Genomic DNA, 24,870 nt, shown 5'->3' with positions numbered 1-24,870 from the left:
GGGTGATTCATTTGGGGGCGCGGCGCCCCCCTTCGCGGGCAAGCCCGCTCCCACCGAGCCCTCATGTTCAATGGGTTTGGTGGGAGCGGGCTTGCCCCGCGAAGGGCTGCAAGGCAGCCCATTGCAGGTACAGCCGAGGCATCAGTGATCAGCGGATTTCCGCTTATCACGCTCTGGTAGTAAGCAGAAATTCGCCTATTGCAGGTAGTCCTCCCGCACCAACCCATGCCGCTGCATCTTTTCGTTCAGCGTACGCCGCGGCAGCTGCAATGCTTCCATCACTCCCTTGATCTCCCCTTTGCACTGACGCAACGCCACCCGCAAACACTGCGCTTCAAACGCCTCCATCTGCTCGCCCAGCGACTGGCCGGCCGGCGCTGCTTCAATGTTCGGCGAGCCCAGCCCCAGGGCGTGCCGCTCGGCCGCGTTGGCCAACTCGCGCACGTTGCCCGGCCAGTCGTGGGAAAGCAGCTGCGCCAACTGGCTGCCACTGAGCGCCGGCGCTGTCCTGCCCAGTTTTTCAGCTGCAGCACGGGCAAAGTGCTCGAACAGCAAGGGAATATCCTCACGTCGCTCACGCAAGGGTGCCAGCCGCAGCTCGGCTACGTTCAAGCGATAGGCCAGGTCTTCCCGAAAGCGCCCGGCCCGGGCTTCTTCCAGCAGGTCCGGTTTGGTCGCGGCGATGATGCGCAAATCGACGCTGATGCTCTGGTTGGCCCCCAACCGTTCGAGCTTCTGCTCCTGGATCACCCGCAGCAGTTTTGCCTGCTGGGCCAGCGGCATGCTCTCGATCTCGTCGAGAAACACCGTGCCACCGTTGGCATACTCAAGCTTGCCGATCCGCTTGCCTTGGGCGCCGGTAAAGGCACCGCTCTCATGGCCGAACAGCTCGGCCTCGAACAGTGACTCGGGGATCGCCGCGCAGTTGAGGGCCACGAAGGGTTTGCCCGCACGCGGGCCGAAGTCGTGCAGGCAGCGGGCCACGCGCTCCTTGCCACTGCCGGTTTCACCACGAATCAGCACATTGACCGGCAGCCCGGCCAGGTCCAGCACCTGCCGGCGCAGCTGCTGCAAGCCTTGGGACATGCCTAGCAGCATGTCTTCGAGGCGCGACTTGAGGTCGGCCTGTTCGTGCAGCCGGCGGTTCTCCAGCACCAGTTGACGCTTTTCCAGGGCGCGGCGCAGGCTGCCCAGCAGATGCTGCGGGGTGAAGGGTTTTTCGAGGAAGTCGTAGGCGCCGTTGCGCATGGCATCCACCGCCATCGGTACGTCGCCGTGGCCGGTCAGCAGAATCACCGGCAGGTCGGGGTCGTCCTTTTGCAGGCGTTCGAGCAGTTGCAGGCCATCCATGCCCGGCATGCGCACATCGCTGATGATCACGCCCGCAAAGTGCTCTGGCAGCTGCGCCAGGCAATCCTCGGCGCGGGCGAACAGTTGCACGCTGAAGCCAGACAGGCTCAGCCATTGCTCGACCGCGCTACGGATACTGGCTTCATCATCGACGACGATCACTGAATTCAACATACAGGCTCCAGGTCGCGGGGCAGGGTAAGGCTCAGGCGTGCGCCGCCGGCCAGGTTCTCGGCCTGCAGTTGGCCACCGGCCTCATGGACGATGCCATAGGAGATGGCCAGGCCCAGGCCTAGCCCTTCACCCACGGGTTTGGTGGTGAAGAACGGGTCGAAGACCTTGGCCAGGTGTTCCTCGCAAATACCGCCCCCCGAATCGAGCACGCTCAGGCGCCACTGTTCGTTATCCCGCTCGATGCGGATTTCCAGGCGCTTGTAGCGCTTGTCGGCCATGGCGTCGAGGGCATTGCGCAGCAGGTTGATCAGCACTTGCTCCAGGCGGATCGCATCACCGCGTACCCAGGCCGGGCGCGCCAGGTACAACGCCACCTCGACACCTTCGCTGCGGATGCGCGTATCGAGCAGGTGCAGGGCCTGGTCGACCACGCCGGCCAAGTCCAGGCGCTCGCGCAGCCCGACCGGGCTGTTACGGGCGAAGGTCTTGAGGTGGCTGGTGAGCGCGGCCATGCGCGTGAGCATCTGCTCCAGTGGCTCCAGGGCCTTGCGGGCTTCGTCGTAGCGGCCATGGTCGAGCAGCAGGCGCAGGGTTTCCAGCTGCATGCGCTGAGTGGTCAGCGGCTGGTTGATCTCGTGGGCCATGGCCGCGGACATTTGCCCGAGGGCGGCCAGCTTGGCCGATTGCACCAGGCCTTCCTGTGCGGTGCGCAGCTCACGGGTGCGTTCCTCGACCTGGCGCTTGAGCGCTTCGCGGCTGCGCTGGCGCAAGCGCGCCAGGCGCAGCCGCTGGCTGACGAACAGCGCCGCGAAGACCAGGCTCAGCCACACGGCGGCAGCGCCGAGGGCTGCGGCGCGGCTGTCGGCGGCGACCTGGGGTTTGCGCAGCAGGTGCAAGGTCCAGTCCTCACCTTGCAGTGGCAGGCTTTCCCACAGGTATTCGGCGACGCCCTCCGGGCCTTGCACGCGGGTCAGGTGGCTGTTGTCGGCAAAGCGGGTCAGTACCTGATGCTGCAGGGGCACCAGGGGTTGTTTGTCGTATTGGCGGGTTTCGGCCAGTTCTGCACGGTCAGGGCCGCTGAGCGGTTTTAGCTCGCGGTAGCGCCAACCGTCCTGGTTGGCGATGAAGGTGATGCCACGGGCATCGCTGACCAGCAAGATATCGCTGCCCTGGCGCCATTCACGTTCCAGCTCCGGAAACTCAAGCTTGACCACCATGGCGCCGAGGAAGCGGCCATGCTCATCACTCACTGCGCTGGCCAGGAAGTAGCCCGGCACGCCACTGGTCACACCCACCGCGTAGAAGCGGCCACTGCCCTGGCTGCGGGTCTGCTTGAAATAGGGGCGAAAACCATAGTTGGAGCCCACGTAGCTGCTCGGCAGCCGCCAGTTGCTGGCCGCGATGGCCAGCCCGGTGCGGTCGAGCAGTTCGAGGGTGGACGAATTGGCGGCACCGTTGATGCGTTCGAGCTTGCGGTTCAAAGCGTCCTGTACCGGCTCGCTGACCGGGCCGCGCAAGGCTTCGATCAGTTCAGGGTCGAGCGCCAGCACCGCAGGCAGCGCGCGGTAGCGTTCGATCAGGGTGTGCAATGCGTTGGCATACAAGCCCAGCTGCTGGCTGGCACGCTGGGCGTCGTCTTCCATGGCCTGGCGCTTGGCCTGGTGCATGGCCCAGCCCGCGCTGAGGGCGGTGCCAAGCAAGATGAACAAGATCATCAGCCCCAGACGCAGGGCGCGAAAGGAAAACGGCATGGGGCGGATCCGAAAGAGGGAGAATCAGTACCGGCGATAAGGCCGGTACTGGCGTTCAACTGCTTACAGCAATTCGAAACTCTTCTGCTGCACCGCCTCGGAATCCAGCCCTACCTGGACATTGAATTCCCCAGGCTCGGCAACCCGCTGCAGTTGGCCATTGTAGAACTTCAGGTCTTCCTCGCTGATGCGGAAGGTCAATGTCTGCGATTCGCCGGCCTTGAGCATCAGCTTCTGGAAGTTCTTCAACTCCTTGACCGGGCGGCTCATGGACGCCGTAACATCCTGCAGATACAACTGCACCACGGTCTCGCCGTCTCGCTTGCCGGTGTTCTTCACCGTGACCTTGGCCTCAAGCGTAGCGCCACGCTTGAGGTCCTTGCTCGACAGGGCCAGGCCCGACAACTCGAAGCTGCTGTAGCTCAAGCCATAACCAAACGGATACAGCGGCCCGTTGGGCTCCTCGAAGTACTGGGAGGTGTAGTTGCCTGGCTTGCCGGGTGTGAACGGCCGGCCAATGCGCGTGTGGTTGTAGTGCATTGGAATTTGCCCGACCGAACGCGGGAAGGTGATGGCCAGCTTGCCGGACGGGTTGTAGTCGCCGAACAGCACGTCGGCGATGGCATTGCCGCCCTCGGTGCCGCTGAACCAGGTTTCGAGCAGGGCGTCGGCCTGCTCACGCTCCCAGGCGATCGACAGCGGGCGGCCATTCATCAGTACCAGGACCAGCGGCTTGCCAGTGGTTTTCAGGGCCTTGATCAGTTCGCGCTGGCTGGCCGGGATTTCCAGGGTGGTGCGGCTCGACGACTCGTGGGACATGCCACGCGACTCGCCGACCACCGCAATGACCACGTCGGACTGCTGGGCGGCCTTGACCGCTTCATCGATCAGCACTGCGGCGGGGCGCAGGTCATTGACGATTTCCGGGGCATCGAAGTTGAGGAAGTTCAGGTAGTCGAAGATCGCCTTGTCGCCGGTGATGTTGGAACCCTTGGCGTAGACCAGCTTGGCCTTGCCTTCCACGGCGCGGCGCAGGCCTTCGCGTACCGTCACCGAATGCACCGGTTTGCCGTCGGCTGCCCAGCTGCCCATCATGTCGATCGGCGCGTCGGCCAACGGGCCGACCAGGGCGATGGTGCCGGCCTTCTTCAGTGGCAGGGTCTGGTTGCGGTTTTCCAGCAGGACCAGGCTGCGGCGGGCCACGTCACGCGCGGCTTCTCGGTGCAGGCGGTCGTTGCCGTAGTAGTCCTTGAGGTCGGTTTCGGCTTTGCCGATACGCACGTACGGGTCCTTGAACAGGCCCATGTCGTACTTGGCGCCAAGCACTTCGCGCACTGCCTGGTCCAGTTCGCCCTGGGTCACTTCGCCGGACTTCAGCAGCCCGGGCAGTTCTTCGCCGTACAGGGTGTCGTTCATGCTCATGTCGATGCCGGCCTTGATCGCCAGCTTGGCGGCCTCTCGGCCGTCGCGGGCGACGCCGTGGCGAATCAGTTCCTGGATGGCGCCGTGGTCGCTGATGGTGACACCTTTGAAGCCCCACTCCTTGCGTAGCAGGTCGTTCATCAGCCAGGTGTTGGAGGTGGCCGGCACGCCATTGATCGAGTTGAGCGCCACCATGACCCCGCCAGCACCGGCATCGAGCGCGGCGCGGTAGGGCGGCAGGTAGTCGTTGTACATCTTCGGCAGGCTCATATCGACCGTGTTGTAGTCGCGGCCGCCTTCCACTGCACCGTACAGGGCAAAGTGCTTGACGATGGCCATGATGCTGTCGGGGTTGGCCGGGCTGCTGCCCTGGAACGAGCGCACCATCACCTGGCCGATTCTCGACGTCAGGTAGGTATCTTCGCCGAAGCCTTCACTGGTACGGCCCCAGCGCGGGTCGCGCGCGATATCGACCATCGGTGCGAAGGTCATGTCCAGGGCGTCGGCAGCGGCTTCGATGGCCGCGGTGCGGCCGACCTTGGCGACGGCGTCCATGTCCCAGGTCGCGGCCATGCCCAGGCCGATCGGGAAAATGGTGCGCTCGCCATGAACGGTGTCGTAGGCGAAGAACATCGGAATCTTCAGGCGGCTGCGCATGGCCGCGTCCTGCATCGGCCGGTTCTCGGGCGCGGTGCGCGAGTTGAAAGTGCCGCCGATGCGGCCAGCGGCGATTTCTTCGCGGATCTTGTCGTGCGGCATCTCCGGGCCGATGCTGATCAGGCGCAGTTGGCCGATTTTTTCGGCTTCGGTCATCTGGCTGATCAGGTGATCGATGAACGCCTGCTTGTCCTGCAGAGGCGGGGCGGTGGGGGCGGCGAGGGCCACCTGACTGACAAGGCCCATGGCCAGGCCCAGCAAAGACAGTTTCATCATGGATTCCGTTGTGGGGCCTGTGCCGTATCCACAGTGATACGCGCGCGGCCGAAGTTTTCAGGCGGCTATTGTTGTACAGTTCGGGGGCGATTCTTCCAGCGGCGGATTATGCCTGAATATGTCGGCTGCCGATGGCACCCTGAATGCCCGTATTACAACAATAAGAACGATCGAGAGACCGCTGGCATGACCCCCCTCAATGAATACGATCAACGCCAGATCGCCGAAGCCATTGCCCGTGCCGAACGGCGCACCGATGCCGAACTGGTGACGGTGTTGGCCCGCCGTGCCGACGATTACGCCTACCTGCCACTGTTCTGGGCTGCTGTGCTGGCGCTGGCCGTGCCTGGCCTGCTGCAGATGCTGCTGGGCTGGCCCGGTGTGCGTGGTTTGCTGGTGGCTAACGTCGTGCTGTTCATCGGTTTGTGCCTGCTGTTGCGCAACCCGCGCCTGGCCGGCTGGCTGATCCCCCGTGCCTGGCGCCGCCGGCGTGCGTCGAGCCTGGCCCGTCAGCAGTTTCGCGAGCAGAACCTGCAGCGCACCACAGGTGCCACGGGGGTGCTGATTTTCGTCAGTGAGGCGGAGCGGCATGTGGAAATCCTGGTCGATCAGGGGGTCGAGCAGTGCCTCGATGCCACCGCCCGTGCAGCCATCGTCGGCCGTTTTGCCGAACAGGTCCGCCAGGGCCGGACCTTGCAGGGCTTTGTCGATTGCATCGAGGCCTGCGGCGAGTTGCTCAGCGAACATGTGCCGCCCACCCATAGCCGCAACGAACTGCCCAACCGTTTGGTGATTCTGGACTGACAAAAGCGGGCATACGGATTGGGGGGCCAGCTCCACACCTGTAGAATGCGTGGCATTGCGCAACGCGCTCCCCGCAACTCGAGGCACCGTTTTTCATGTCCGCCAGTCCTTCCGCTTCCACTGCGCCAGATGCGCGCGCCCAGTTCCTTGAGCTGCTGAGCGCTGCCCTGCACGGTAATACCTTGGTCAAACTGGTGCTGGCGCGCCATGTCGGTGCCGATCAGACCCTGCAGCGGATCATCGCCAAGCTGTTGCAGGTCAAGGGCCAGCCCTGCCTGTCGCTGGTGTATCGCCACCAGACCCGTGACATCACCCGTAACCTGCCGCTGGAGCAGGCCGAGGCACTGGTTGCCGAACTGCTGCCTGAAAGCTTTCGCAATGCCCACCTGTTCGATGCCGACGGCGAAGTGCAGCTGACCTTCAGCAAGAAGGGCAAGCCCATGCTCCAGCGCCACGGCGCCCAGGCGCCGCGTGAAGCGGCGGCAAGCAGCGGCCATGATCGGGAGAAAAAGCGTTACCTGGAGTTGTCGCGGCCTTTTCTGCGTGACCTGGGCGTGACCGATGCACAAGGCGCGTTGATTCCGTCGATGTCGCGCAAGTGGAAGCAGATCAACAAGTTCATCGAGGTGTTCGAGCACGCCCTGGCCAGCGCGCCGGTGCCTGCCGAGCAGGCTCTGCGCGTGGCCGATTTTGGCTCGGGCAAGGGTTACCTGACCTTTGCCATGCACGACTACTTGCGCAATACCCTGGGCCGCGAAGCCCAGGTGACTGGCGTGGAGCTTCGCCAGGAGATGGTCGACCTGTGCAACGCCGCGGCCTCGCGCCTGGAGCACCCAGGCCTTGAGTTTCAGTGCGGTGATGTGCGCAGCGTGGTGCCCGAAGCCATCGAGGTGATGATCGCCCTGCACGCCTGCGACATCGCCACCGACTACGCCATCCACACCGGCATCCGCTGCAACGCCGCAATCATCATGTGCTCGCCGTGCTGCCACAAACAGATCCGCCCGCAACTGCACAGCCCAGGGTTGCTGCAGCCGATGCTGCAGTATGGGTTGCACTTGGGGCAGCAGGCCGAAATGCTCACCGACAGCCTGCGCGCGCTGTACCTGGAAGCCTGTGGTTATGAAACCAAGGTGTTCGAGTTCATTTCGTTGGAGCACACCAACAAGAACAAGATGATTCTGGCAGTGAAGCGCAAACAGCCGGTGGATAACGGGGCGCTGCTGGAGAAGATTGCGCAGCTCAAGGGGTTTTATGGGGTGCAGGAGCATTGCCTGGAGACGTTGTTGCGAGGGGATGGGTTGATCTGAATGCGGCAAACTGGATGAAGCGCCGATAAGTCCCATCCTCCCCGCTGGCGCTCCCAACGCTCGCTGAGCGCTGATCCTGAATGTAAGTAGGAAATTTCTCCCGAGCATCTCTCGACGGTGTTTGGCGTGAAGAAATCTGTAGTGTGGCCTGCACGTGCAAGCCATTCATGGTTGTCTTTTGACAACCTGATGGGTGTGAGTCCACACTGGAGAAAAGCTGATGTCACGCCCCAGTCATGCCAAGAAGGAGGTCGAGCAGGCCTTGAGGCACGCGGAGTTGCAAGGATGGAGAATCGTGGTGGGTGGCGGGCATTGCTGGGGGAAGCTGTATTGCCCCCTCAACGACACAGATTGCCGTTGCGGGGAATTTTGCATTACCAGCGTCTGGAGCACCCCAAAGAATCCGAGCAATTTTGCACGCCAGCTACGGCGTGTGGTGGATAACTGCTCTGGCAGCAGGATTACGAAAGGCGCAGCAAATGCTGCTGAGGAACAGTAGCGATGGAATACGAGTTCACCCTCAAGTATCAACTGAACGAAAACGAAGATCCCGATGCGCTTTTGGAGCGTCTGGCCAAGGCAGGTTGTGAGGACGCTTTGGTTGGCGTAGGGCAGCCCGGTCGCTTGGCACTGGCTTTTATCCGCGAGTCTTCAACGGCCAGAGAAGCCATAGAGAGCGCCCTCAATGATGTTCGTGAGGCGGTGCCGGGCGCGCGTCTGATCGAGGCGACGCCAGACCTCGTCGGGCTTACCGATGTAGCCGAAATTGTGGGCGTATCGCGCCAGAACATGCGTAAGTTGATGCTCGCACACAGCCATAGTTTTCCTGCACCTATTCACGAGGGCAGTACGTCGCTTTGGCACCTGGCCGAGGTTCTGATCTGGTTACAGGCACGCGGAAGCTACGCTATCGGCCCGGAAACCCTTGACCTGGCTCGCGTAGCGATGACGGTCAATGTTTCGAGTGCCTATGAGCGGGTCTTCGGTCATTCACCGAAACAGGCCTATTGAACCTAAGCCAGGGCGCGCCTCAACGTCGAGCAACCGGTACCTCGATCGCCAGTTCGGCCAACCCCAACGGGTGCGTGCTCGCGTCGAAAAAGTGCAGCCCAGTCGCCGGCAAATCCCCGAACCGATCAATGAAGTGCTGCTTCTGATTGATCACCGAAGCATCCCCCAAAGGCCGAATGGCAATCGACAAGTGACGGGGTTGTGCCTGGCGCACAGCCTCGACCAGGTGCTGGTCACTGCTGTCCAGATGCTGCCCGAATAGACACAGGCCCTGGCTTTCCTGCGCCAGTTGGCCCAGGCACCAGCTCAGGTAGTCCGAGTGACGGATGGCGCGCAGCTTTTCGTCACTACGGTCTTCGTTGATGAACAGCGGCACTTCACCCGGAATGTTCACGGCAAAGCCATCAAGCAATTCGGCGCTTTCGGCGCTGCGTTGGCGGGTGGTGCCATCAGGCAGTTTCAGCAGGTGCAAGCCGCCATGCAGGTGCAGCAGCCGGGTGCCTTCGGTGCGGGTGCGGCGTACGTCGAAGAAGCCTTGCTCATCGAACAGTTCAGCAAAGCCTTGTGGGGCGTGCTGCACGGCCCACGGCAGGATCAGGTCGTAGTTGCTGGTGTAGATGCTGCGATAGCCACGCAGCGCCTGGTTGAGCTTGGCAAGCGCGGCTGCCGGCATCAGCGGCCATGGCAGATGCACCGTGCGCACGGCATGAATCAACGCTTCTTTGATCGAGTAGTAGCGGTTCAGCGGTGCGGTGGAGTTGATAGCCAGGGCGGCGTTGGCTCGTACGGTGGTATTGAGGGCGCTGAGCACAGGCTCGAACAGCTCCGTGGCGAGCGACTTGAACAGGGCCTGGTCGCTGATTGCCAGGCCCTTTTTGCGGCCCGCGCGTTGCGCTTGCTCGAACAGTGAGAAATAGCCGAACGGCTTCCACAGTGCACGGCTGGCGCCATTGCCCAGCAACAGGGCGTCGCAAGGGTGGCGTTGGTCGAGTTCAGGCCAAGGGGCGAGGTGAGCGTCAAGTGCGGGCATGCGGGGTCCGTTGGGCGAAGCGGAAAACGGGGCGACTTTAGCATGCCATGCAAACACCCGGTTATTGAGGCTGGCGATGGCAAGAAGTCATGTGTGAGAATGATAGGAATTCCTATTAACGACGCTCGCCTTCAATGACCTCCATTACCACGCCCTGGGCTGGCACTGCTTCGACGTTTCAGGCAGTCGTCGATGACCTGCTGGCCAACTACAGTGATTTGCGTCGCTACCTGTGCGGGCGCCTGCGTAACCCCGACGACGCCGCAGACATTGCCCAGTCCAGTTTCGCCCAGGCCTACGCCCATGCCCTGAATGCGCCGGTGCTCAATGCCCGCGCGTTGTTGTTTCAGGCCGCGCGTAACCTGTGCATTGACCAGTACCGCCGTCGCAGTACTGAACTGGCGGCGTTGGAAGACTGGCTGGTGCGGGTGGACGGGCTGAGCCCCAGCGTCGAAGACATCATGATCGCGCGTGAGCAACTGCAGCAATTGATCGCGATGATCGAGCGCATGCCACGCCTGCGCCGCGAAGTGTTCGTGCGGGTGCGGCTGTATGGCCAGAGCCACCGGGAAGTGTGCGATGCGCTGGGGCTGTCGGCCAAGTCGGTGGAATTGCACATCGCCCGCGCGGTGTTCGACCTCTCCGAACTGCGCATGGCCAGCCGTCATGGCTGAACCTGCAGCCGCACGCAAGGTACAGCAGGCCCTGGTCTACCTCGCCGCCATGCATGGTGACGACCCCGCACGGGTGCGCGAAGCCAGCGGCCAGGCACAGCGCTGGCGGCACAAGAGCGATGAGCATGAGCAGGCCTGGCAAGAGGCTGAACAGCGCTGGCAGTTGGTGCACCGCCTGGCGCCGCAACTGCGCGGCGCCCTGCAACCGCAGCCGTTCGATCCGAGCCGACGGCGCCTGTTGCGCCAAGGCGGCGCGCTGGCAGTGGTGCTGGCGGCAGGTGGCTGGTTGGGTTGGATGTGGCAGCGCACCGCAGCATTCCAGCAGGACCTGCAGACCGCACACGGCGAACAGCCCCGCAGCCTGGCCTTGCCCGATGGCAGCCAACTGCTGGTGGCGGCCGAGAGCAACCTGCGCATCCGTTTCGATCACGGCCAGCGCCAGGTGATGCTGCTGCACGGCAATGTCTTCTTCGACGTCGCCCATGAGCGCTGGCGGCCTTTCCACATCAGCACCCGGGTGGGCAGTGTGCAGGTGTTGGGTACGGCCTTTACGGTCAGTGACAGGGGCGACCGGGTATTCGTGGCGGTGGCCCGCGGCCGGGTGCAGGTCCGTGACCTGCACGGTGGTGAACGTACCCTTGGCGCGGGGGAACGTGTCTGCATCGATGGCCAGGGGCATCTGGGCAGTCTGCATGCACAGGGGCAGCTCGGCCCGGACAGGGACCATTGGCAACGCGGTTGGTGGTCTTACACTGATCAGTCGCTGCGTGAAGTGATCGGCGAACTCAACGCTTATCTGGCGCAGCCCGTGCTGCTGGCGCCGGAAGTCGCCGAGCTGAAGCTGACCGGAAGTTTCCCCAGTGACCAACCCCAGAAGCTGCTGGACGCTTTGCCACGGATTCTGCCGGTGCGCGTGAGTGAACGGCAGGGCAGGGTGGCGCTTTTGCCCCGCTGAAAAAGTTTTGAGGGGTAAGGCGCTGGAGCGGCGTCATCAACGGTGAACCCCTCCAAGAGCAAGGACCCTTCATGTCGTTCGCCACCACCCGCTTATCTGCGCCGCTGCGCCACCTGGCCCTGGCCTGTGCATTGGGCAGCCTGTTGTCGCCGGGCATGGCCCTGGCCGACAGCCAGCCATTGGCCCTGGATTTTCCGAGCCAACCGCTGGAAGCCACCGTGCATGCCCTTGCCCGGCAGTCCGGTGTGGCCATTGCTGCCGACAGCCGCGTACTGGCGGGCCGCAATGCTCCGGCCCTGCATGGGCGCTTCAGCGTGTTGCAGGCCCTGCAGCAGTTGCTGGTCGGCACCGACCTGGTGGCCGAGGAGCAGAACGGCGTGGTGATCCTGCGCAGCACCGCTGAGGACGGTGCCCTGACCCTCGGGGCCACCAACGTCAACGCTGCCGGTTTCAACAGTGACCTGCCCGAGACCTACAGTGGCGGCCAGGTGGCGCGCGGTGCACGGCTTGGCATGCTGGGCAATCGCGACATCATGGACACGCCGTTCAACATCACGGCCTACACCGCCAAGACCATCGCCGACCAGCAGAGCGGCACGGTTGGCGCGGTGTTGCGCAATGACCCGTCGATCCGCTTCAGCACGGGCGAAGGCCATGCCTACGAAAACTTCATGATCCGCGGCTATGGCCTCGAATCGTCCGAGCTGGCCGTGAATGGCCTGTACGGCCTGGCGCCGGATGGTCATGTGCCCACCGAATTCCTAGAACGGGTCGAGGTGCTCAAAGGCCCGAGCGCGTTGCTCAGCGGCATGGCGCCCAATGGCGGGGTGGGCGGCAATATCAACCTGATTCCCAAGCGCGCCGGCGATGCGCCGCTGACCCGCTTGACCACCAGCTACGTATCCGATGGCTTCTTTGCTCAGCACATCGACGTGGGCCGGCGCTCTGAGGACGGACGTTTCGGTATTCGTTTCAACGGGGTGTACGGCAGCGGCGACACCGGTGTCGACGAGCAGTCCAAGGACCGCACTTTGGCCTCGCTGGGGCTCGATTACCGAGGTGACGATTTCAAGCTGGAACTGGATGCCTACGAGACCCATGAAAAACTCGATAACGGCAGCCCGATGATGGCGGGCTTCAGCGAGCTCGGTTACGTGACCAAGGCGCCCAAGCCCGACACCAACGTGCTCGAAGGCATCTATGCCAAGCAGGTCAGCAAGGCGCTGATGCTGCGTGGTGAATACCAGCTCAACGACGACTGGACGGCCTTTGCCAGTGTCGGCGGTGCGCGCACTTACTACGACGGTTTCCTCAACGGCACCCGCATCCGGGTGCAGGCGGCCGATGGCAGCGCCAAGGGGCAGACCTACAACCAGGCCGGCTACACCCACAGCTTGTCCGGCGAGGCGGGCCTGCGCGGCAACTTCATGACCGGCCCGGTTACCCACCAACTGGTGTTCAGCACATCCTTGCTGCACCAGGACATCGGCCGTGCGCCCACGGTTACCGGCCCGACCTACGACACCAATCTGTATCGCCCGGTAAAAGGGGTGATCGCCGGTGATCACGGCTCCAACGTCAAGACCGGCGACAATACCTTGTCCAGCTTTGCCTTGGCCGACACACTTGGCTTCTTCGACGAGCGCGTGCTGCTGACGCTGGGCGCACGTGCCCAGCGGGTGCGGCAGAAGATGAGCAAGCCAACGGCCTATGACGAACGCAAACTGACCCCAGCCTTCGGCATCGTGGTCAAGCCTTGGGATGCGCCAGTTTCACTGTACGCCAACTACATCGAAGGCCTGACCCAGGGTGGTACGGTGACCGAAGTGGGGGCGCTGAACAAGGATGAGCAGTTTGCGCCGTACGTGGCCAAGCAGATGGAAGCGGGTGTGAAGTGGGACCTGGGCCGGTTCAGCCATACTCTGGCAGTGTTCCAGATCGAAAAACCCAGCATGGTCAAGAACACTCGCGGCGACACCTTCTGGTACACCGATGATGGCGAGCAGCGCAACCGTGGCGTGGAATGGAACATGTTCGGTGAAGCAGCCCCTGGTGTACGCCTGCTGGGCGGGGTGACCTACACCCGTGCCGAACTGAGCAAGACAGCCAACGGCACCCTGGATGGCAACACCGCGCGCGGTGTGCCGGCCTGGTCGGCGAACCTCGGCGCCGAGTGGGACCTGCCCTGGGTCGAAGGCCTGACCCTGACGGCGTTGGGTATCCACAGCAGCTCGCAGTACCTGGACGACGAGAACACGCTGAAAATCCCACAATGGACGCGCTACGACCTGGGCGCGCGCTACGCCACCCGTGTACTGAGCAAGGATGTGACGCTGCGCGCGAGCCTTGAGAACGTCGAGAATCGCGCGTACTGGGCAGGGGTGTTCAACCCAGGGTATGCCACCGTCAGCGAACCGCGCACCTTGAAGCTGTCCGCCAGCGTCGACTTCTGAGGTGAGCATGGACCGCATCACTCACCTCAGTTGCGCCGTGCTGTTGGCCTTGACCTGCGCGGCTACAGCGCAGGCGGCAACAGGCCCTACGCTGCAGCCCGGTCAGACTGTAAACGGCCAGGCTGTATCGGCAGACAGCGCGGTCTGGCGCGTTGCGCTCAAGGCGGGCGACCTGGTGCGCGGGCGGGTCGACGGCGACGTCAACCTGCGCCTGCTGGACCCGCAGGGCAGGCCCCTGCGCTTGCTGATCGACGGCCAGGACCAGCCCCGCGCGTTCATCTTTGTCGCCGACAGCCCGGGGCCATACGGCTTGCGTGCAGAGCCACTGGACGGGCGCGCGGGCGCCCCTTTCAGCCTGCGTCTGGACCAGGTGCTGGCGCTCGCCGAACAGCAGCAAAGCGCACCACCGCTGGCCAGCCCGACCCTGGCCCAGTTGGCCGGGCAGCTTGCCCAGGGCGGCGATACCGAGGCCTTCTGGCACGCGCGAAAGGCCCAGGGCACGCCGCTGGTCGAGCTGCTACCGGGCCAGCCGCAGCTGCGTCTGGTGACCTTTCTGTGGCGCGGCGCCCAGCACAATGTGCGCATGTTCGGCGCGCCCTCGGGCCGCCACGAAGCGCTGCAACGGCTGGGCACCAGCGATGTCTGGTACGCCAGCTTCGAAGTCCCGGCCAGTACCCGGCTCAGCTACCAGATGGCGCCTGATGTACCACGGTCGGATGATCGCCGGGTGATTCTTGCCACCACGCGCCGCGATCCGCTCAACCCTGCCACGTTCGCCGACAGCAGCGGTGATCCGTGGCTGTCGCGCTCGCGCCTGGAGCTGGCGGATGCACCACCACAACCGTGGGTAGCCGAACGGCCGGGCATCGCGCGGGGCACGCTTGAGCGCAAGCGCCTGGCCAGCGACGTGCTGGGCAACGCGCGCGATGTCTACTTGTATCGCCCGGCTGCTGCAGGCCAGGCCTTGCTGGTGCTGTTCGACGCCCATGCCTATACCCGCCAAGTGCCTACACCGACGATTCTTGACAACCTGATCGCCGATGGCCTGATCCCGCCCACGGCAGCCATCATCATTGCCAACCCCAGCGACCTGAGCCGCCAGCAGGAACTGCCACCCAACCCACGGTTCGCCCGCTTCATGGCCGAAGAACTGATGCCCTGGGCGCGAGAACAAGGCTTGAGCGCACCCGCAGCCAGTACGGTGATCGCGGGCTCCAGCTATGGGGGGCTGGCCGCTTCCTACCTGGGCCTGAAGCACCCCGAGTTGTTCGGCAACGTGCTGAGCATGTCGGGGTCGTACTGGTGGGCCAAGGACGGTGAAGAGGCGGGCTGGCTGACCCGCGAATACGTCAAGGCAGCGCCCAAGCCGCTGCGCTTCTACCTGCAATCGGGGCTGTTCGAAGGGCCGACGATTCTGGATACCAACCGCCACCTGCGTGATGTACTGCGTGCCAAGGGTTATGCGGTGCAAGCGGTGGAGTACCCGGCGGGGCATGATTATCTGCAATGGCGCGGGTCACTGCCGTGTGGCTTGATCAGCCTGATTGGCAGGCAGGGGGAGGCCAGTTCTCAGGCGTGTCGGCGGAAGTAGTCCCAAGTGCATGCTCAATACGCCAAGGCCTTGAGTACATGTTCAGGGTCGTTGCGAATCGCCCGCAGCAGTGCTTTGGCGGGGCCAGTAGGCTCTCTGCGACCTTGCTCCCAGTTACGCAAGGTCGCAACCTGAACATCGATCATCTCGGCAAACCGAACCTGAGAGAGGCCCGTTGACTTGCGGATGCTTCTGACCTGCAGCGCATCGACCTCGAATACACGGGAGGGCACCTGCCTTCCTTGGACAATGTCATCCATCTGCTGAACGCTTTCCATCAGCTCTTCAAAGAATCGGCTCATGCATGCCTCCAGTTTTCGATGATTTTTTTCAGGGCTTTTCGCTGTTCAGCGGACAAGTCAGGCTGCTCGTTCTTTGGGTAGATGTAGAGCATTGCAATCTGTGATTTGCTAATGAAATGGTAATAGATGACCCTGGCTCCGCCGCGTTTTCCATGCCCATTAGCAGCGATGCGCACCTTGCGTAGCCCACCGGTTCCTTCAATCAGGTCTCCAGTGTCAGGTTGGGCCATCAGCCTGATCTGGAGAAGGCGGTATTCGTCATCCTCAAGGAGGTCTTTCACACGCTTCGTGAACAGAGGAGTTTCAGTGAACAGCATAGCAGGATGTACGCCATTGGCGTAGTCGCTGGTTGCCCAGCTCTACAGGGGTGAGGAGATCCCGTCGCATCATCAAGCGTGGGTTAGCGATGCTAACGAATGGTGCTTCAATGGACGGATCGTCTCTTTCCCGCAGGCATGTAGTCTTTTTCTTTAATTAGCTGCTACAGCACGACTCCTATTCCGCCACACCCGATACGCGCGGATCCCGGCCCGTACCGAGCCGAACAGCAGCTTATCCTCCATCTCCCGCGCCATCCCCGAGCGCACCAGCATGCGCAGGAAGGTGCCGCGGGCGCGGGCGATGGCAAAGAAGATGCCTTGGGCGGCCAGGGTGTCGCGGACTTCGCGCAGGGCAGCAATGCCGCTCACGTCGATGCTGGTCACCGCTTCGGCATCGAACAGCACGGCCTTGGGCTGGGCCTGGCTCTGCACCGCTTCGAGCAGGCGCATCTTGAAGTAGTCGGCGTTGAAGAACAGGATCGCGTCGTCGAAGCGGTACACCACCAACCCCGGTACGGTGCGGGCGTCCTTGAACTTGCGAATGTCGACCTGGCCCTCGGTGCCCGGCAGCCAGCCCAGCACCGCGTCGGTGGGCTGGTAGATGCTGTACAGCAGGCGCAGGATCGCCAGGGTCACGGCAAACACGATGCCCGGCAGCACGCCCAGGCCCAGCACGCCGACCGTGGTCAGCAGGCATAGCCAGAATTCGAAGCGGCTCAGGCGCTTGATGGTCTTCAGCGACTTGATGTCGATCAGCCCCCAGCCTGCCATCAACAGCACGGCACCCAGGGCCGCTTGAGGAATCCAGGCCATGGGGGCGGTGAAGAACAGCAGGATCAGGGCGATCACCAACGCGGCGATGATGCCTACCAGTTGGCTCTTGCCGCCGACCATGTCGTTGACCGCGGTGCGCGAGTCGGCGCCGCTGATGGCAAAGCCCTGGGACATCCCGGCAGCCAGGTTGCTCACACCGAGCGCCACGAATTCATGGTTGGCATTGATGGCATAGCCGTGGCGCGCGGCAAAGCTGCGGGCCGTGAGCATGGCGCTGCAGAAACTGACGGTGGCGATACCCAGGGCATCGCGCAGCAGGCTCTTCATTTCGGCCAGGTTGCTTTGCGGCCAGGCCAGTTGCGGCATGCCGGCCGGTACCGGGCCGAGGATGGCGACACCGAAGCGGTCCAGGCCGAACAGACCCACCACCACCGTGAACAGCGCCACTGCCACCAGCGCGGCCGGCAACCTTGGGTAGCGCTGAGGCAGCCAGATCAGCAGCGCCAGTGCGGACAGGCCGATGGCCAGGGTCACCACGTGGATCTCGCCCAGGCGCTGGAGGAAGTTGACCAGGCTCAGGATGAACCCATCACCCTCGATCTTGAACCCCACCACCTTGGACAACTGCCCGGCGATCAGGCTCAGCCCAATGCCGTTGAGGTAGCCGATCAGGATCGGCCGCGAGAAGAAGCTGGCGATGAACCCGGCACGGGCCAGGCCGGCGCCGATCAACATCACGCCCACCAGCACGGTGACGATCACTGACAGTTCGGCAATGCGCTGTGGGTCGCCCAGCGCCAGCGGTGCCACGGCGCCGGCAATCATCGCGCAGGTGGCAGCGTCCGGCCCGACCATCAGCTGGCGCGAGCTGCCGATCAGCGCATACACCATCATCGGCAGCACGCAGGCATACAGGCCATATTGCGGTGGCAGGCCGACGATCTGGGCGTAGGCGATGGCGATGGGGATCTGGATAGCGGCTACCGACAGCCCAGCCTGCAGGTCGGCGTGAAACCACTCGCGGCGGTAGTGCAACAGGTTGGCGAGGCCGGGTAGCCAGCGGGACAGAAACATGCGCGGTCCTTTCGAAATGTTTCACGAATCCGGTAAGCATATGCGCTTCAAGCCGTTTCGCTTGCAAGCGGATTCGTCGGTCGCGCATTCAAGCGCAGCGGCCGGGAAGTGGCCATGGGCCAGATCAAGAGAAGGGCATGAAAACCGACAGGCAGAAACGAAAAAAGGAGCCGAGGCTCCTTTTGACAGCGATGACGTTGCTGGAACGCCATGCGGGAATGCGATGTGGAGCGGGTAGAGGGAATCGAACCCTCAACTAAAGCTTGGGAAGCTTTCGTTTTGCCACTAAACTATACCCGCGTCTGCGTTCGACTTTTTACCAGAACCTTCCACGAATTAGAAGCCCAAGTTATAAAAAAGCTTGTCGGCGACCCATAACCTGCGGGTAGAGGCTACAGGACGCCGAGGCGCTCAGAGGGCCAGTGCATGCTGCCCCTGTACGTGCTGGTAGCGATGACGTGGTTCACGCTCGGTTGGCTTGAGGAAGCCCAGCAGCACGCTGCGGGTGTCTTCGCAGGCAGCCTTGGTTTCCATGTCGAGGAAGTGGCCAGCATCGCGGATCACGCTGAAGTGGCTCTTGCCCACATGGCGACCAAACTCTCGGGCATCTTCGGCTGTGGTGTACTCGTCGCGGTCGCCGTTGATGAACAGCACCGGGATGTCGATGTTGCGCGCACCGCTTAATGCCCGTTCCAAGTCATGTTGCAGCACTTCGTTGATGTGGAAGTGCATCTGCGCGTACTCGTGGCTGTCCAGGCTGCTCACGTGGCGATAGTTGAAGCGCTTGAACAGCGACGGCAGGTGCTTGCCGATGGTGTCATTGACCAGGTTGCCGACCTGATAGCGGTCGCAGGCGGCCAGGTACTGGCAGCCACGATCCAGGTAGTCGCGCATCGGTTCGTTGATCACCGGCGAGAACGAGCTGACCACTGCCTTCTTCACCCGCCGCGGCTGGTGCGCCAGCGCCAGCAACGTACTCGCACCGCCCCACGAGAACGACATCACGTGATCGGCCTGGAAGTGCTCGATCAGCTCAAGGAGGATATGCGCCTCGGTCTCCTTGGTGATCAGCCGTTCCTGGCGATTGTGCGGTTTTGACTTGCCAGCGTACGGCTGGTCGAACAGCACGACGTTGAATTGCGGGTGCAGGTTACGCACCGTCTGGGCGAACGAGGCCGTGGTGGCCAGCGATCCGTTGATCAGGATGATCGTCTTCTCGGCCGCATCCGCGCGATGGAACTCCGTGTAAACCCGATACTGACCTTGGATATCAAGTACAGCGATTTCTGGCCTCATGTCATCGACTCCTGGCGCAAAAAGGGTATTCGCGTCACCTAGGGTGCACGTTCTTTATGACAGGTAGGCATTTGCCTTGAAGAGTAACCGGGGGCCCAGTGTCGATCCTTGGCACACGTGTCGACGGTATTGTTTTTGGCGGGCAATTTACCGTGCCCCAAGGCATCTAGGCCTTGGGTAGCCGGCAAAAAGGTGTCTTCGACTGCGGGCGTGACTCGTGAGTCACATGCAGACTGACGATTTGGATTCAAGCAGTGGCTTGCGGATCCCGCAAGTGCCGTTCGGGGGAAAATGTGACTTGGACCGCTGGGCGGTCGTGTGACACGGCCAGTGTTGTCTTTTCTGGCCTCTTCGCGGGCGAGCCCGCTCCCACAGGATCTCCACAGCTTTGGAAGCTTGTGCAGTACCTGTGGGAGCGGGCTTGCCCGCGAAGAGGCCGGTACAGGCAAGCTAGACCGAAGCGATTTCCTCGGCCGTCAACGCCCTGAATGCCCCCGGCGCCAACGCCGGATCCAGGCAAATCGTGCCCATGCTCTCGCGGTGCAACCCCACCACCTTGTTGTTGAAATGGCCGAACATGCGTTTGACCTGGTGGTACCGCCCTTCGACGATCGCCAGCCGCGCCTGGCGTGGGCCTAGGATGTCGAGTTGGGCGGGCAGGGTGGTGAGGTTTTCGAAGGCGAAATACAGGCCTTCGTGAAACGTGGCTGCATAGTGCTCGCCAATCTCGTCCTCGGTCTCGACCAGGTAATGCTTGGGCAGTTTGGTGGTTGGCTGGGTCAGGCGACGTGACCATTGGCCATCGTTGGTCAGGATCAGCAGGCCGGTGGTGTTGAAGTCCAGGCGCCCGGCAATGTGCAGGTCGTCGCGCAGCTCGGCGGGCAGTAGCTCAAGCACCGTGCGGTGCTGGGGGTCCTGCGTGGCGCTGACGCATCCGGTCGGTTTGTTGAGCATCAGGTAGCGTGCTGGGCGCCCTGCCTGCAGCAGTTGCTCATCCACTTCGACGCGGCTGAACTCACGTACTTCCGTCAACGGGTCGGCCGCCACTTCGCCATCGACCCGCACGCGGCGCTGCACCAGCAGCAGGCGAACATGCTGACGGTTGTAGCAGGGCAGGTTGGCAAGAAAACGGTCGAGGCGCATGGCGAACAGGGCTGAAGTAAAAGGCCGCGCAGTCTAACGCTTTGCACCGGGCGGCGCTGCCTGCAGTTGTGCTTCGACTGCGGCGCAGCGTGGGCACAGGCAGGCTTTGTCACGCAGCTCGGCGGGCAGGGCCTTAAGCACTGCGGGGTCGATGGTCACGCTGTAGCACCAACAGGCCTGCGTGGCGCTGCGAGGGTCGGCCAGGCTGCACTGGTTGAGGGCGCCGCAGGCGGGGCAGTGCTGGCTGTCATTCATGGTCGGGTCCAGGGGCTTCAGTGCAGACGCGGTTGCGGCCGGCCTGCTTGGCCCGATAGAGCGCACGGTCGGCGCGGGTCAGCAGGGCATGCAGGGTATCACCCGGTTGCAGGCTGCTCAGGCCGATGCTGGTGGTCAGGCGCAACGGTTGGTCGTCGTAACTGAAGGTCAGTTGTTCGGTGCGGCGGCGGATTTTCTCCGCCACATCGATGGCTGGCCGGCCTTCTGCCTCACGCAGCAGCACGATGAACTCCTCACCGCCCCACCGGCACAGTATATCCGACTGGCGCAGGCTGCCCTGCAGCACATTGGCGAACTGGCGCAGCACCTCGTCACCTGCCAGGTGGCCATGGGTATCGTTGAGTGCCTTGAAGTGGTCAAGGTCGATCAGCAGGGCCACCAGCGGGCCGCTGTCGCGCTGGGCTTCATGCAAGGCCTGGGCGGCCAGCAGGTCGAAGCTGCGGCGGTTGGGCAGGCCGGTGAGGCTGTCGAGGGTGGCCAGGGCCTCGGTGCTGGCCTGGTGGCGCTTGACCATCGCATGCACCAGTGACAGCACCACCAGGGTGATCATCGTGCAGATCGCCAGGTTCAGGTACAGGGAGTGGCGGATGCGGTCCAAGGTACCGGTTTCGCGCTTGTCCACCAGCAGGTACCAGTCCAGCTCTGGCAGGTGGCGCACATTGAGAAAGTGGCTGTGGTTGTCGCTGTCGCGGTATTCGTGGCTGCCCTCGCCAGGTACGGGTTGCTGGGCAAGCAGGTCGCTCAGTTCGGGGTTGTCGCTTAGCGGCTGGCCGACGCGCAGGCCGTGGGGGCCACCCTCGGCGCCGGTCAGCAGGACCCTGCCCTTGGCGTCGGTGAACAGCACCGAGCGTTGGTAGCGCCGCTGGTATTCATCGATCAGCTTGACCACCGACGACACGCTCAACCCCACCCCGGCGGCGCCGATGAAGCGGTGTTGGTAATCCAGCACCTGGTAGTTGATGAACACCGTCAGGCTGTCCTGGTTGGCCATGTCCAGGTCGACATTGATCTCGTAGGGGGCCTTGAGGTCGCGCAGGCGGAAATACCAGGCATCGCGCCAGGCGCCTGGCTGGATCTGTTTGAGCACGCCCTTGGCCTGGTAGTAGGTGAGGCTGCGGTCGGAGACGAAAAACGAGGTGAAGGTGTCCTGCTTGCCCATGATCTCGCCGAGGTAGCGGGTGATGCGCTGGTTATCCTGCTCACCTGACAGCACCCAGTCCCGCAGAAAGGTGTCCTGGGCCATCATCGAGGCGATCAGCACAGGGCGGATCAGGTCTTTCTGGATTTCCGAATAGACCGTGTCGGAGGTCAGTGGCAGTTCGGTATTGACGATGCCATCACGGATGGCACTGCGTGAGGCGAAATAGCTGAGCAGGGAGGTGGCGAGAAAGCCGCTGGCCAGCAACATCAGCAAGGTAATGATCAGCGAGCGCTGGGAAAACAGAGCGGAACGTGCAGGCATGATCTTCCCGTGATGTGTGCCGAGGCGCTCATTCTAGTGAGATGACCGGCAATTGACTGCAAGTTTTTCAGGGTTATCACACATGTTTCAAATTATTGCAAAAATGGCACTGCACCCAGGTATGACGGTCTTATTCAGTGTCGATGAACGCGTTTTGCATCGATGCTCGCCAGCGCCGCTGTTCGGGCACTCCAGCGGTCCAGGAGGCCGCCATGTCCTATCGAATTCTGTTGATCGCCCTGCTGGGTCTGATGACGTCTGCCTGTGCCCCTTACTACGGTGGCGGGGGCTACTACCGTTCGGATTACTACTCCACCGACCGCTATGTATCGCCGGGGTACTACCGCTATGACCGCTACTATGTAGCGCCACAACCGCGCTACTACTACCAGCCAGCGCCTCGCTATTACCGCCCGGCGCCAGTGCCGCAATACCGGTCCCACCCGCAGCCTGGGATGAACCAGTGGCACGGCAACCCGCGCTATGACTATGGCAATCGCCAGCGTTATGACTACGGGCGCGACCGTGATCGCCACGACTATCGCAATGGCAGCCAGCGGTATCAGAACGACCGTTGGCATTCCAATGGGCACGGGGATCGTGACCGCAGGCCGGACGGCGGCCGGGGGCAGGGCCGCAACTGGCAGCGGTGAAGTGACAAAAGGGGCCGCTCAGCGGCCCTTTCTGTTTGTGCTCAGCCCAGATCCGCCAACGGGTGCCGCCCTTCCCAGACCTTGGCAAAATGCGCCTCGACCACCGCCGCCGGTACCTGCGCCACATCCGGCCAGTGCCAGCGCGGCTGATTGTCTTTGTCCAGCAGGCGTGCGCGCACCCCTTCGCTGAACTCCGGGTGGCGACAACAGTTCAGGCTCATGCTGTATTCCATCTGGAATACCTGCGCCAGCGACAAATGCCGCGCACGACGAATCTGCTCCCAAACCAGGTGCGCAGTCAGCGGGCAACCCTCGTGCAGCCGCCTGCCCGCGTCGGCCAGCACTGGGTCATCATGGTATTTCAGCCCTTCCAGTGCACGCCAGGCTGCGGCAGGGTCGGCAACGTCGAGCAATTGATCGATTTCCTGCCGGCGGGGCAGCCACTGGGCTTCGGGCAGTTCGGCGCAGGCGCGGTGCTGTTCGGCCTTGAACAGACTGTTCAGCTGCGCCGCAGTTTGTTCCTGCCAGTTCATTTGCAGCAGTTCGTCGATCAACGCGTCCTGTTGGCGTTCGCCCAGGAAGCGATCGGCCAAGCCTAAGTCCAAAGCGTCGTGGGCGTTGATCGACGCGCCCGTCAGCCCCAGGAACAACCCGAGCTTGCCTGGCAGGCGGGCAAGGAACCAGCTGGCGCCAACGTCCGGGTACAAGCCGATGCTGATCTCGGGCATGGCCAGTTGGCTGCTGGGGGTGACGATGCGTACGTTCGCGCCTTGAAGCAGCCCCATACCCCCGCCGAGTACATGCCCATGCCCCCAGCACAGCAGGGGCTTGGGGTAGGTATGCAGGGCGAAGTCGAGGCGGTACTCGGCGGCGAAGAAGGCGGTGGCCAGCCACGGCACGCTGCCGGGGTGTGCCTGGCAGGCCTGGGCCAGGGCGCGCACATCGCCCCCGGCGCAGAACGCCTTGACGCCATTGCCGCGCAGCAGCACGCAGACGATTTCGGGGTCACGGGCCCAGGCATGCAGTTGCTCGGCGAGCACTTCGATCATCCGCAGGTTCAGCGCATTGAGTGCCTTGGGCGCATCCAGGGTGGCAATGCCGATGTGGGCGCCATCGGCACCGGTGAGTACCTCGCAATGAATAGACATGGACTACCTCTCGCAGGTCATCGCACAAAGTATGGCCTGCCTGGGCGATCATGCCGGTCGTCGGTCGGATCGTTTGACAAGCGGGAGTGGCTTACCTAGTGTCGCGCCATTGTTTACGGATGGCCCCATGACTGACGACGATCGCATCAAACTCGAACCCAGCTGGAAAGCCGCATTGCGCGACGAGTTCGACCAGCCCTACATGCATCAGCTGCGCGAGTTTCTGCGCCAGGAGCACGCGGCCGGCAAAGAGATCTATCCGCCCGGCCCACTGATTTTCAATGCGCTCAATTCGACGCCGCTGCAGCAGGTCAAGGTGGTGATCCTCGGCCAGGACCCCTATCACGGCCCAGGCCAGGCCCACGGCCTGTGCTTTTCGGTACAGCCGGGCATCGCCACGCCGCCGTCGCTGGTGAATATTTACAAAGAGCTGCAGCGCGACCTGAACATCCCGATTGCCAACCACGGCTACTTGCAGAGTTGGGCCGAGCAGGGCGTGCTGTTGCTGAACACGACCATGACCGTGGAACGTGCCAATGCCGCGTCGCATGCCAAGAAGGGGTGGGAGTTCTTTACCGACCGCGTCATCCAGGTGGTCAGCGAGCAGTGCCCGAACGTGGTGTTCCTGTTGTGGGGGGCGCATGCCCAGGGCAAGCAGAAGCTGATCGATGGCACCAAGCACCTGGTGCTCAAGTCGGTGCATCCGTCGCCCTTGTCGGCTTATCGCGGGTTTCTTGGCTGCGGGCATTTCAGCCGGGCCAATAGCTTCCTCGAACAGCGTGGGTTGGCACCGATCAACTGGGTGTTGCCACCGCTTTGATGGCATGAAACACCGTGTCGCCTGCTTCGCGGGCAAGCCCGCTCCCACCGGTATTCCACTGCCCTTGAGATTAGTGGAGTACGGTGGGAGCAACTGTCTTCTTGTGGAAGCTGGCCTTGCCGGCGATGGGGCGCGTAGCGCCCC

At 63.0% G+C, this 24,870-nt stretch carries 22 protein-coding genes and 1 tRNA gene; 10 read left to right on the top strand and 13 right to left on the bottom strand.

The features are described 5' to 3' along the window. Positions 1–195: 195 nt before the first annotated feature. From ACSSU5_RS05550 to bglX, 3 genes are all read right to left on the bottom strand, one after another. Positions 196–1,524: a sigma-54-dependent transcriptional regulator gene (locus tag ACSSU5_RS05550; protein WP_264311789.1), complete on the bottom strand. Its 1,329-nt coding sequence runs from the start codon at positions 1,522–1,524 to the stop codon at positions 196–198. Continuing rightward, entirely contained in the window at positions 1,518–3,275 is a 1,758-nt protein-coding gene (locus tag ACSSU5_RS05545; protein WP_492560768.1) for a sensor histidine kinase, read from the bottom strand. The genes ACSSU5_RS05550 and ACSSU5_RS05545 overlap by 7 nt, the downstream gene beginning before the upstream one ends. 63 nt (positions 3,276–3,338) lie before the next feature. Next, positions 3,339–5,630: a beta-glucosidase BglX gene (bglX, locus tag ACSSU5_RS05540; protein ID WP_492560767.1), complete on the bottom strand. Its 2,292-nt coding sequence runs from the start codon at positions 5,628–5,630 to the stop codon at positions 3,339–3,341. A 186-nt stretch (positions 5,631–5,816) separates the two neighbouring features. Here bglX and ACSSU5_RS05535 point away from each other — a divergent pair, with 186 nt between their 5' ends. The 4 genes from ACSSU5_RS05535 (at position 5,817) to ACSSU5_RS05520 (ending at position 8,755) form a co-directional block, all read left to right on the top strand. Next, positions 5,817–6,434, top strand: coding sequence for a TPM domain-containing protein (locus ACSSU5_RS05535; protein ID WP_492560766.1), 618 nt, complete (start codon positions 5,817–5,819; stop codon positions 6,432–6,434). Positions 6,435–6,529: 95 nt separating this feature from the next. Further along, a complete protein-coding gene (locus ACSSU5_RS05530) occupies positions 6,530–7,744 on the top strand; it encodes a class I SAM-dependent methyltransferase (protein WP_492560765.1) in 1,215 nt (404 codons plus the stop codon). A gap of 220 nt (positions 7,745–7,964) precedes the next feature. Next, positions 7,965–8,243: a hypothetical protein gene (locus ACSSU5_RS05525; protein ID WP_492560764.1), complete on the top strand. Its 279-nt coding sequence runs from the start codon at positions 7,965–7,967 to the stop codon at positions 8,241–8,243. 2 nt (positions 8,244–8,245) lie between these two features. Beyond that, positions 8,246–8,755 (top strand): helix-turn-helix transcriptional regulator, encoded by a 510-nt coding sequence (locus tag ACSSU5_RS05520; protein ID WP_492560763.1) that lies wholly within the window; start codon positions 8,246–8,248, stop codon positions 8,753–8,755. Between the two features lie 19 nt (positions 8,756–8,774). Here the strand turns inward: ACSSU5_RS05520 and ACSSU5_RS05515 are convergent, their stop codons facing one another. After that, the gene (locus ACSSU5_RS05515) at positions 8,775–9,785 is read right to left on the bottom strand and encodes a DUF4917 family protein (protein ID WP_492560762.1); all 1,011 of its coding nucleotides are present in this window, start codon (positions 9,783–9,785) and stop codon (positions 8,775–8,777) included. Between the two features lie 134 nt (positions 9,786–9,919). Here ACSSU5_RS05515 and ACSSU5_RS05510 point away from each other — a divergent pair, with 134 nt between their 5' ends. From ACSSU5_RS05510 to ACSSU5_RS05495, 4 genes are all read left to right on the top strand, one after another. Beyond that, entirely contained in the window at positions 9,920–10,459 is a 540-nt protein-coding gene (locus tag ACSSU5_RS05510; RefSeq protein WP_264311796.1) for an RNA polymerase sigma factor, read from the top strand. Next, positions 10,452–11,414: a FecR family protein gene (locus ACSSU5_RS05505; protein WP_264311797.1), complete on the top strand. Its 963-nt coding sequence runs from the start codon at positions 10,452–10,454 to the stop codon at positions 11,412–11,414. The genes ACSSU5_RS05510 and ACSSU5_RS05505 overlap by 8 nt, the downstream gene beginning before the upstream one ends. Positions 11,415–11,485: 71 nt before the next feature. Continuing rightward, entirely contained in the window at positions 11,486–13,867 is a 2,382-nt protein-coding gene (locus ACSSU5_RS05500; protein ID WP_492560761.1) for a TonB-dependent siderophore receptor, read from the top strand. Between the two features lie 7 nt (positions 13,868–13,874). Further along, positions 13,875–15,458, top strand: a complete 1,584-nt coding sequence (locus ACSSU5_RS05495) for an esterase family protein (RefSeq protein WP_492560760.1) — start codon at positions 13,875–13,877, stop codon at positions 15,456–15,458. A gap of 14 nt (positions 15,459–15,472) precedes the next feature. On the opposite strand, the gene nadS is transcribed toward ACSSU5_RS05495, so the two are convergent. The 8 genes from nadS to ACSSU5_RS05455 form a co-directional block, all read right to left on the bottom strand. After that, a complete protein-coding gene (nadS, locus tag ACSSU5_RS05490; protein ID WP_264311800.1) occupies positions 15,473–15,760 on the bottom strand; it encodes a NadS family protein in 288 nt (95 codons plus the stop codon). After that, positions 15,757–16,077 carry a type II toxin-antitoxin system RelE/ParE family toxin gene (locus ACSSU5_RS05485; RefSeq protein WP_264311801.1) on the bottom strand — a complete coding sequence of 107 codons (321 nt, stop codon included), beginning with the start codon at positions 16,075–16,077 and terminating at the stop codon, positions 15,757–15,759. Before ACSSU5_RS05485 ends, nadS begins: the two co-directional genes overlap by 4 nt. Before the next feature lie 153 nt (positions 16,078–16,230). Next, positions 16,231–17,928 carry a SulP family inorganic anion transporter gene (locus tag ACSSU5_RS05480; RefSeq protein ID WP_264311802.1) on the bottom strand — a complete coding sequence of 566 codons (1,698 nt, stop codon included), beginning with the start codon at positions 17,926–17,928 and terminating at the stop codon, positions 16,231–16,233. Positions 17,929–18,154: 226 nt separating this feature from the next. Then, positions 18,155–18,228, bottom strand: a tRNA-Gly gene (locus ACSSU5_RS05475). A 111-nt stretch (positions 18,229–18,339) separates the two neighbouring features. After that, complete coding sequence (locus ACSSU5_RS05470) at positions 18,340–19,224, bottom strand: alpha/beta fold hydrolase (RefSeq protein WP_492560759.1); 885 nt, start codon at positions 19,222–19,224, stop codon at positions 18,340–18,342. A gap of 450 nt (positions 19,225–19,674) precedes the next feature. After that, positions 19,675–20,367: a pseudouridine synthase gene (locus tag ACSSU5_RS05465; RefSeq protein ID WP_264311804.1), complete on the bottom strand. Its 693-nt coding sequence runs from the start codon at positions 20,365–20,367 to the stop codon at positions 19,675–19,677. Positions 20,368–20,400: 33 nt separating this feature from the next. Next, positions 20,401–20,622: a cysteine-rich CWC family protein gene (locus ACSSU5_RS05460; protein WP_264311805.1), complete on the bottom strand. Its 222-nt coding sequence runs from the start codon at positions 20,620–20,622 to the stop codon at positions 20,401–20,403. Continuing rightward, positions 20,615–22,105, bottom strand: coding sequence for a sensor domain-containing diguanylate cyclase (locus ACSSU5_RS05455; RefSeq protein ID WP_264311806.1), 1,491 nt, complete (start codon positions 22,103–22,105; stop codon positions 20,615–20,617). The genes ACSSU5_RS05460 and ACSSU5_RS05455 overlap by 8 nt, the downstream gene beginning before the upstream one ends. A 212-nt stretch (positions 22,106–22,317) precedes the next feature. On the opposite strand from ACSSU5_RS05455, the gene ACSSU5_RS05450 reads away from it, so the two are divergent. Beyond that, entirely contained in the window at positions 22,318–22,758 is a 441-nt protein-coding gene (locus tag ACSSU5_RS05450; protein ID WP_264311807.1) for a hypothetical protein, read from the top strand. Positions 22,759–22,799: 41 nt separating this feature from the next. On the opposite strand, the gene dspII is transcribed toward ACSSU5_RS05450, so the two are convergent. Then, positions 22,800–23,906, bottom strand: coding sequence for an enoyl-CoA hydratase/isomerase DspII (gene dspII / locus ACSSU5_RS05445; RefSeq protein WP_264311808.1), 1,107 nt, complete (start codon positions 23,904–23,906; stop codon positions 22,800–22,802). 127 nt (positions 23,907–24,033) lie between these two features. On the opposite strand from dspII, the gene ung reads away from it, so the two are divergent. Beyond that, the gene (gene ung, locus ACSSU5_RS05440; RefSeq protein WP_264311809.1) at positions 24,034–24,726 is read left to right on the top strand and encodes a uracil-DNA glycosylase; all 693 of its coding nucleotides are present in this window, start codon (positions 24,034–24,036) and stop codon (positions 24,724–24,726) included. Positions 24,727–24,870 lie beyond the last annotated feature (144 nt).

The organism is Pseudomonas sp. E1MeOHC2 (assembly GCF_058745025.1).
The sequence above is the reverse complement of the archived record's forward strand: the minus strand, read 5'-3'. Positions and strand labels throughout refer to the sequence as shown.

Excerpts from the sequence above, each read along its gene's own strand:
- ACSSU5_RS05550 (WP_264311789.1), bottom strand. The coding sequence starts at position 1,524 with ATGTTGAATTCAGTGATCGTCGTCGATGATGAAGCCAGTATCCGTAGC.
- ACSSU5_RS05545 (WP_492560768.1), bottom strand. The coding sequence starts at position 3,275 with ATGCCGTTTTCCTTTCGCGCCCTGCGTCTGGGGCTGATGATCTTGTTC.
- bglX (WP_492560767.1), bottom strand. The coding sequence starts at position 5,630 with ATGATGAAACTGTCTTTGCTGGGCCTGGCCATGGGCCTTGTCAGTCAG.
- ACSSU5_RS05535 (WP_492560766.1), top strand. The coding sequence starts at position 5,817 with ATGACCCCCCTCAATGAATACGATCAACGCCAGATCGCCGAAGCCATT.
- ACSSU5_RS05530 (WP_492560765.1), top strand. The coding sequence starts at position 6,530 with ATGTCCGCCAGTCCTTCCGCTTCCACTGCGCCAGATGCGCGCGCCCAG.
- ACSSU5_RS05525 (WP_492560764.1), top strand. The coding sequence starts at position 7,965 with ATGTCACGCCCCAGTCATGCCAAGAAGGAGGTCGAGCAGGCCTTGAGG.
- ACSSU5_RS05520 (WP_492560763.1), top strand. The coding sequence starts at position 8,246 with ATGGAATACGAGTTCACCCTCAAGTATCAACTGAACGAAAACGAAGAT.
- ACSSU5_RS05515 (WP_492560762.1), bottom strand. The coding sequence starts at position 9,785 with ATGCCCGCACTTGACGCTCACCTCGCCCCTTGGCCTGAACTCGACCAA.
- ACSSU5_RS05510 (WP_264311796.1), top strand. The coding sequence starts at position 9,920 with ATGACCTCCATTACCACGCCCTGGGCTGGCACTGCTTCGACGTTTCAG.
- ACSSU5_RS05505 (WP_264311797.1), top strand. The coding sequence starts at position 10,452 with ATGGCTGAACCTGCAGCCGCACGCAAGGTACAGCAGGCCCTGGTCTAC.
- ACSSU5_RS05500 (WP_492560761.1), top strand. The coding sequence starts at position 11,486 with ATGTCGTTCGCCACCACCCGCTTATCTGCGCCGCTGCGCCACCTGGCC.
- ACSSU5_RS05495 (WP_492560760.1), top strand. The coding sequence starts at position 13,875 with ATGGACCGCATCACTCACCTCAGTTGCGCCGTGCTGTTGGCCTTGACC.
- nadS (WP_264311800.1), bottom strand. The coding sequence starts at position 15,760 with ATGAGCCGATTCTTTGAAGAGCTGATGGAAAGCGTTCAGCAGATGGAT.
- ACSSU5_RS05485 (WP_264311801.1), bottom strand. The coding sequence starts at position 16,077 with ATGCTGTTCACTGAAACTCCTCTGTTCACGAAGCGTGTGAAAGACCTC.
- ACSSU5_RS05480 (WP_264311802.1), bottom strand. The coding sequence starts at position 17,928 with ATGTTTCTGTCCCGCTGGCTACCCGGCCTCGCCAACCTGTTGCACTAC.
- ACSSU5_RS05470 (WP_492560759.1), bottom strand. The coding sequence starts at position 19,224 with ATGAGGCCAGAAATCGCTGTACTTGATATCCAAGGTCAGTATCGGGTT.
- ACSSU5_RS05465 (WP_264311804.1), bottom strand. The coding sequence starts at position 20,367 with ATGCGCCTCGACCGTTTTCTTGCCAACCTGCCCTGCTACAACCGTCAG.
- ACSSU5_RS05460 (WP_264311805.1), bottom strand. The coding sequence starts at position 20,622 with ATGAATGACAGCCAGCACTGCCCCGCCTGCGGCGCCCTCAACCAGTGC.
- ACSSU5_RS05455 (WP_264311806.1), bottom strand. The coding sequence starts at position 22,105 with ATGCCTGCACGTTCCGCTCTGTTTTCCCAGCGCTCGCTGATCATTACC.
- ACSSU5_RS05450 (WP_264311807.1), top strand. The coding sequence starts at position 22,318 with ATGTCCTATCGAATTCTGTTGATCGCCCTGCTGGGTCTGATGACGTCT.
- dspII (WP_264311808.1), bottom strand. The coding sequence starts at position 23,906 with ATGTCTATTCATTGCGAGGTACTCACCGGTGCCGATGGCGCCCACATC.
- ung (WP_264311809.1), top strand. The coding sequence starts at position 24,034 with ATGACTGACGACGATCGCATCAAACTCGAACCCAGCTGGAAAGCCGCA.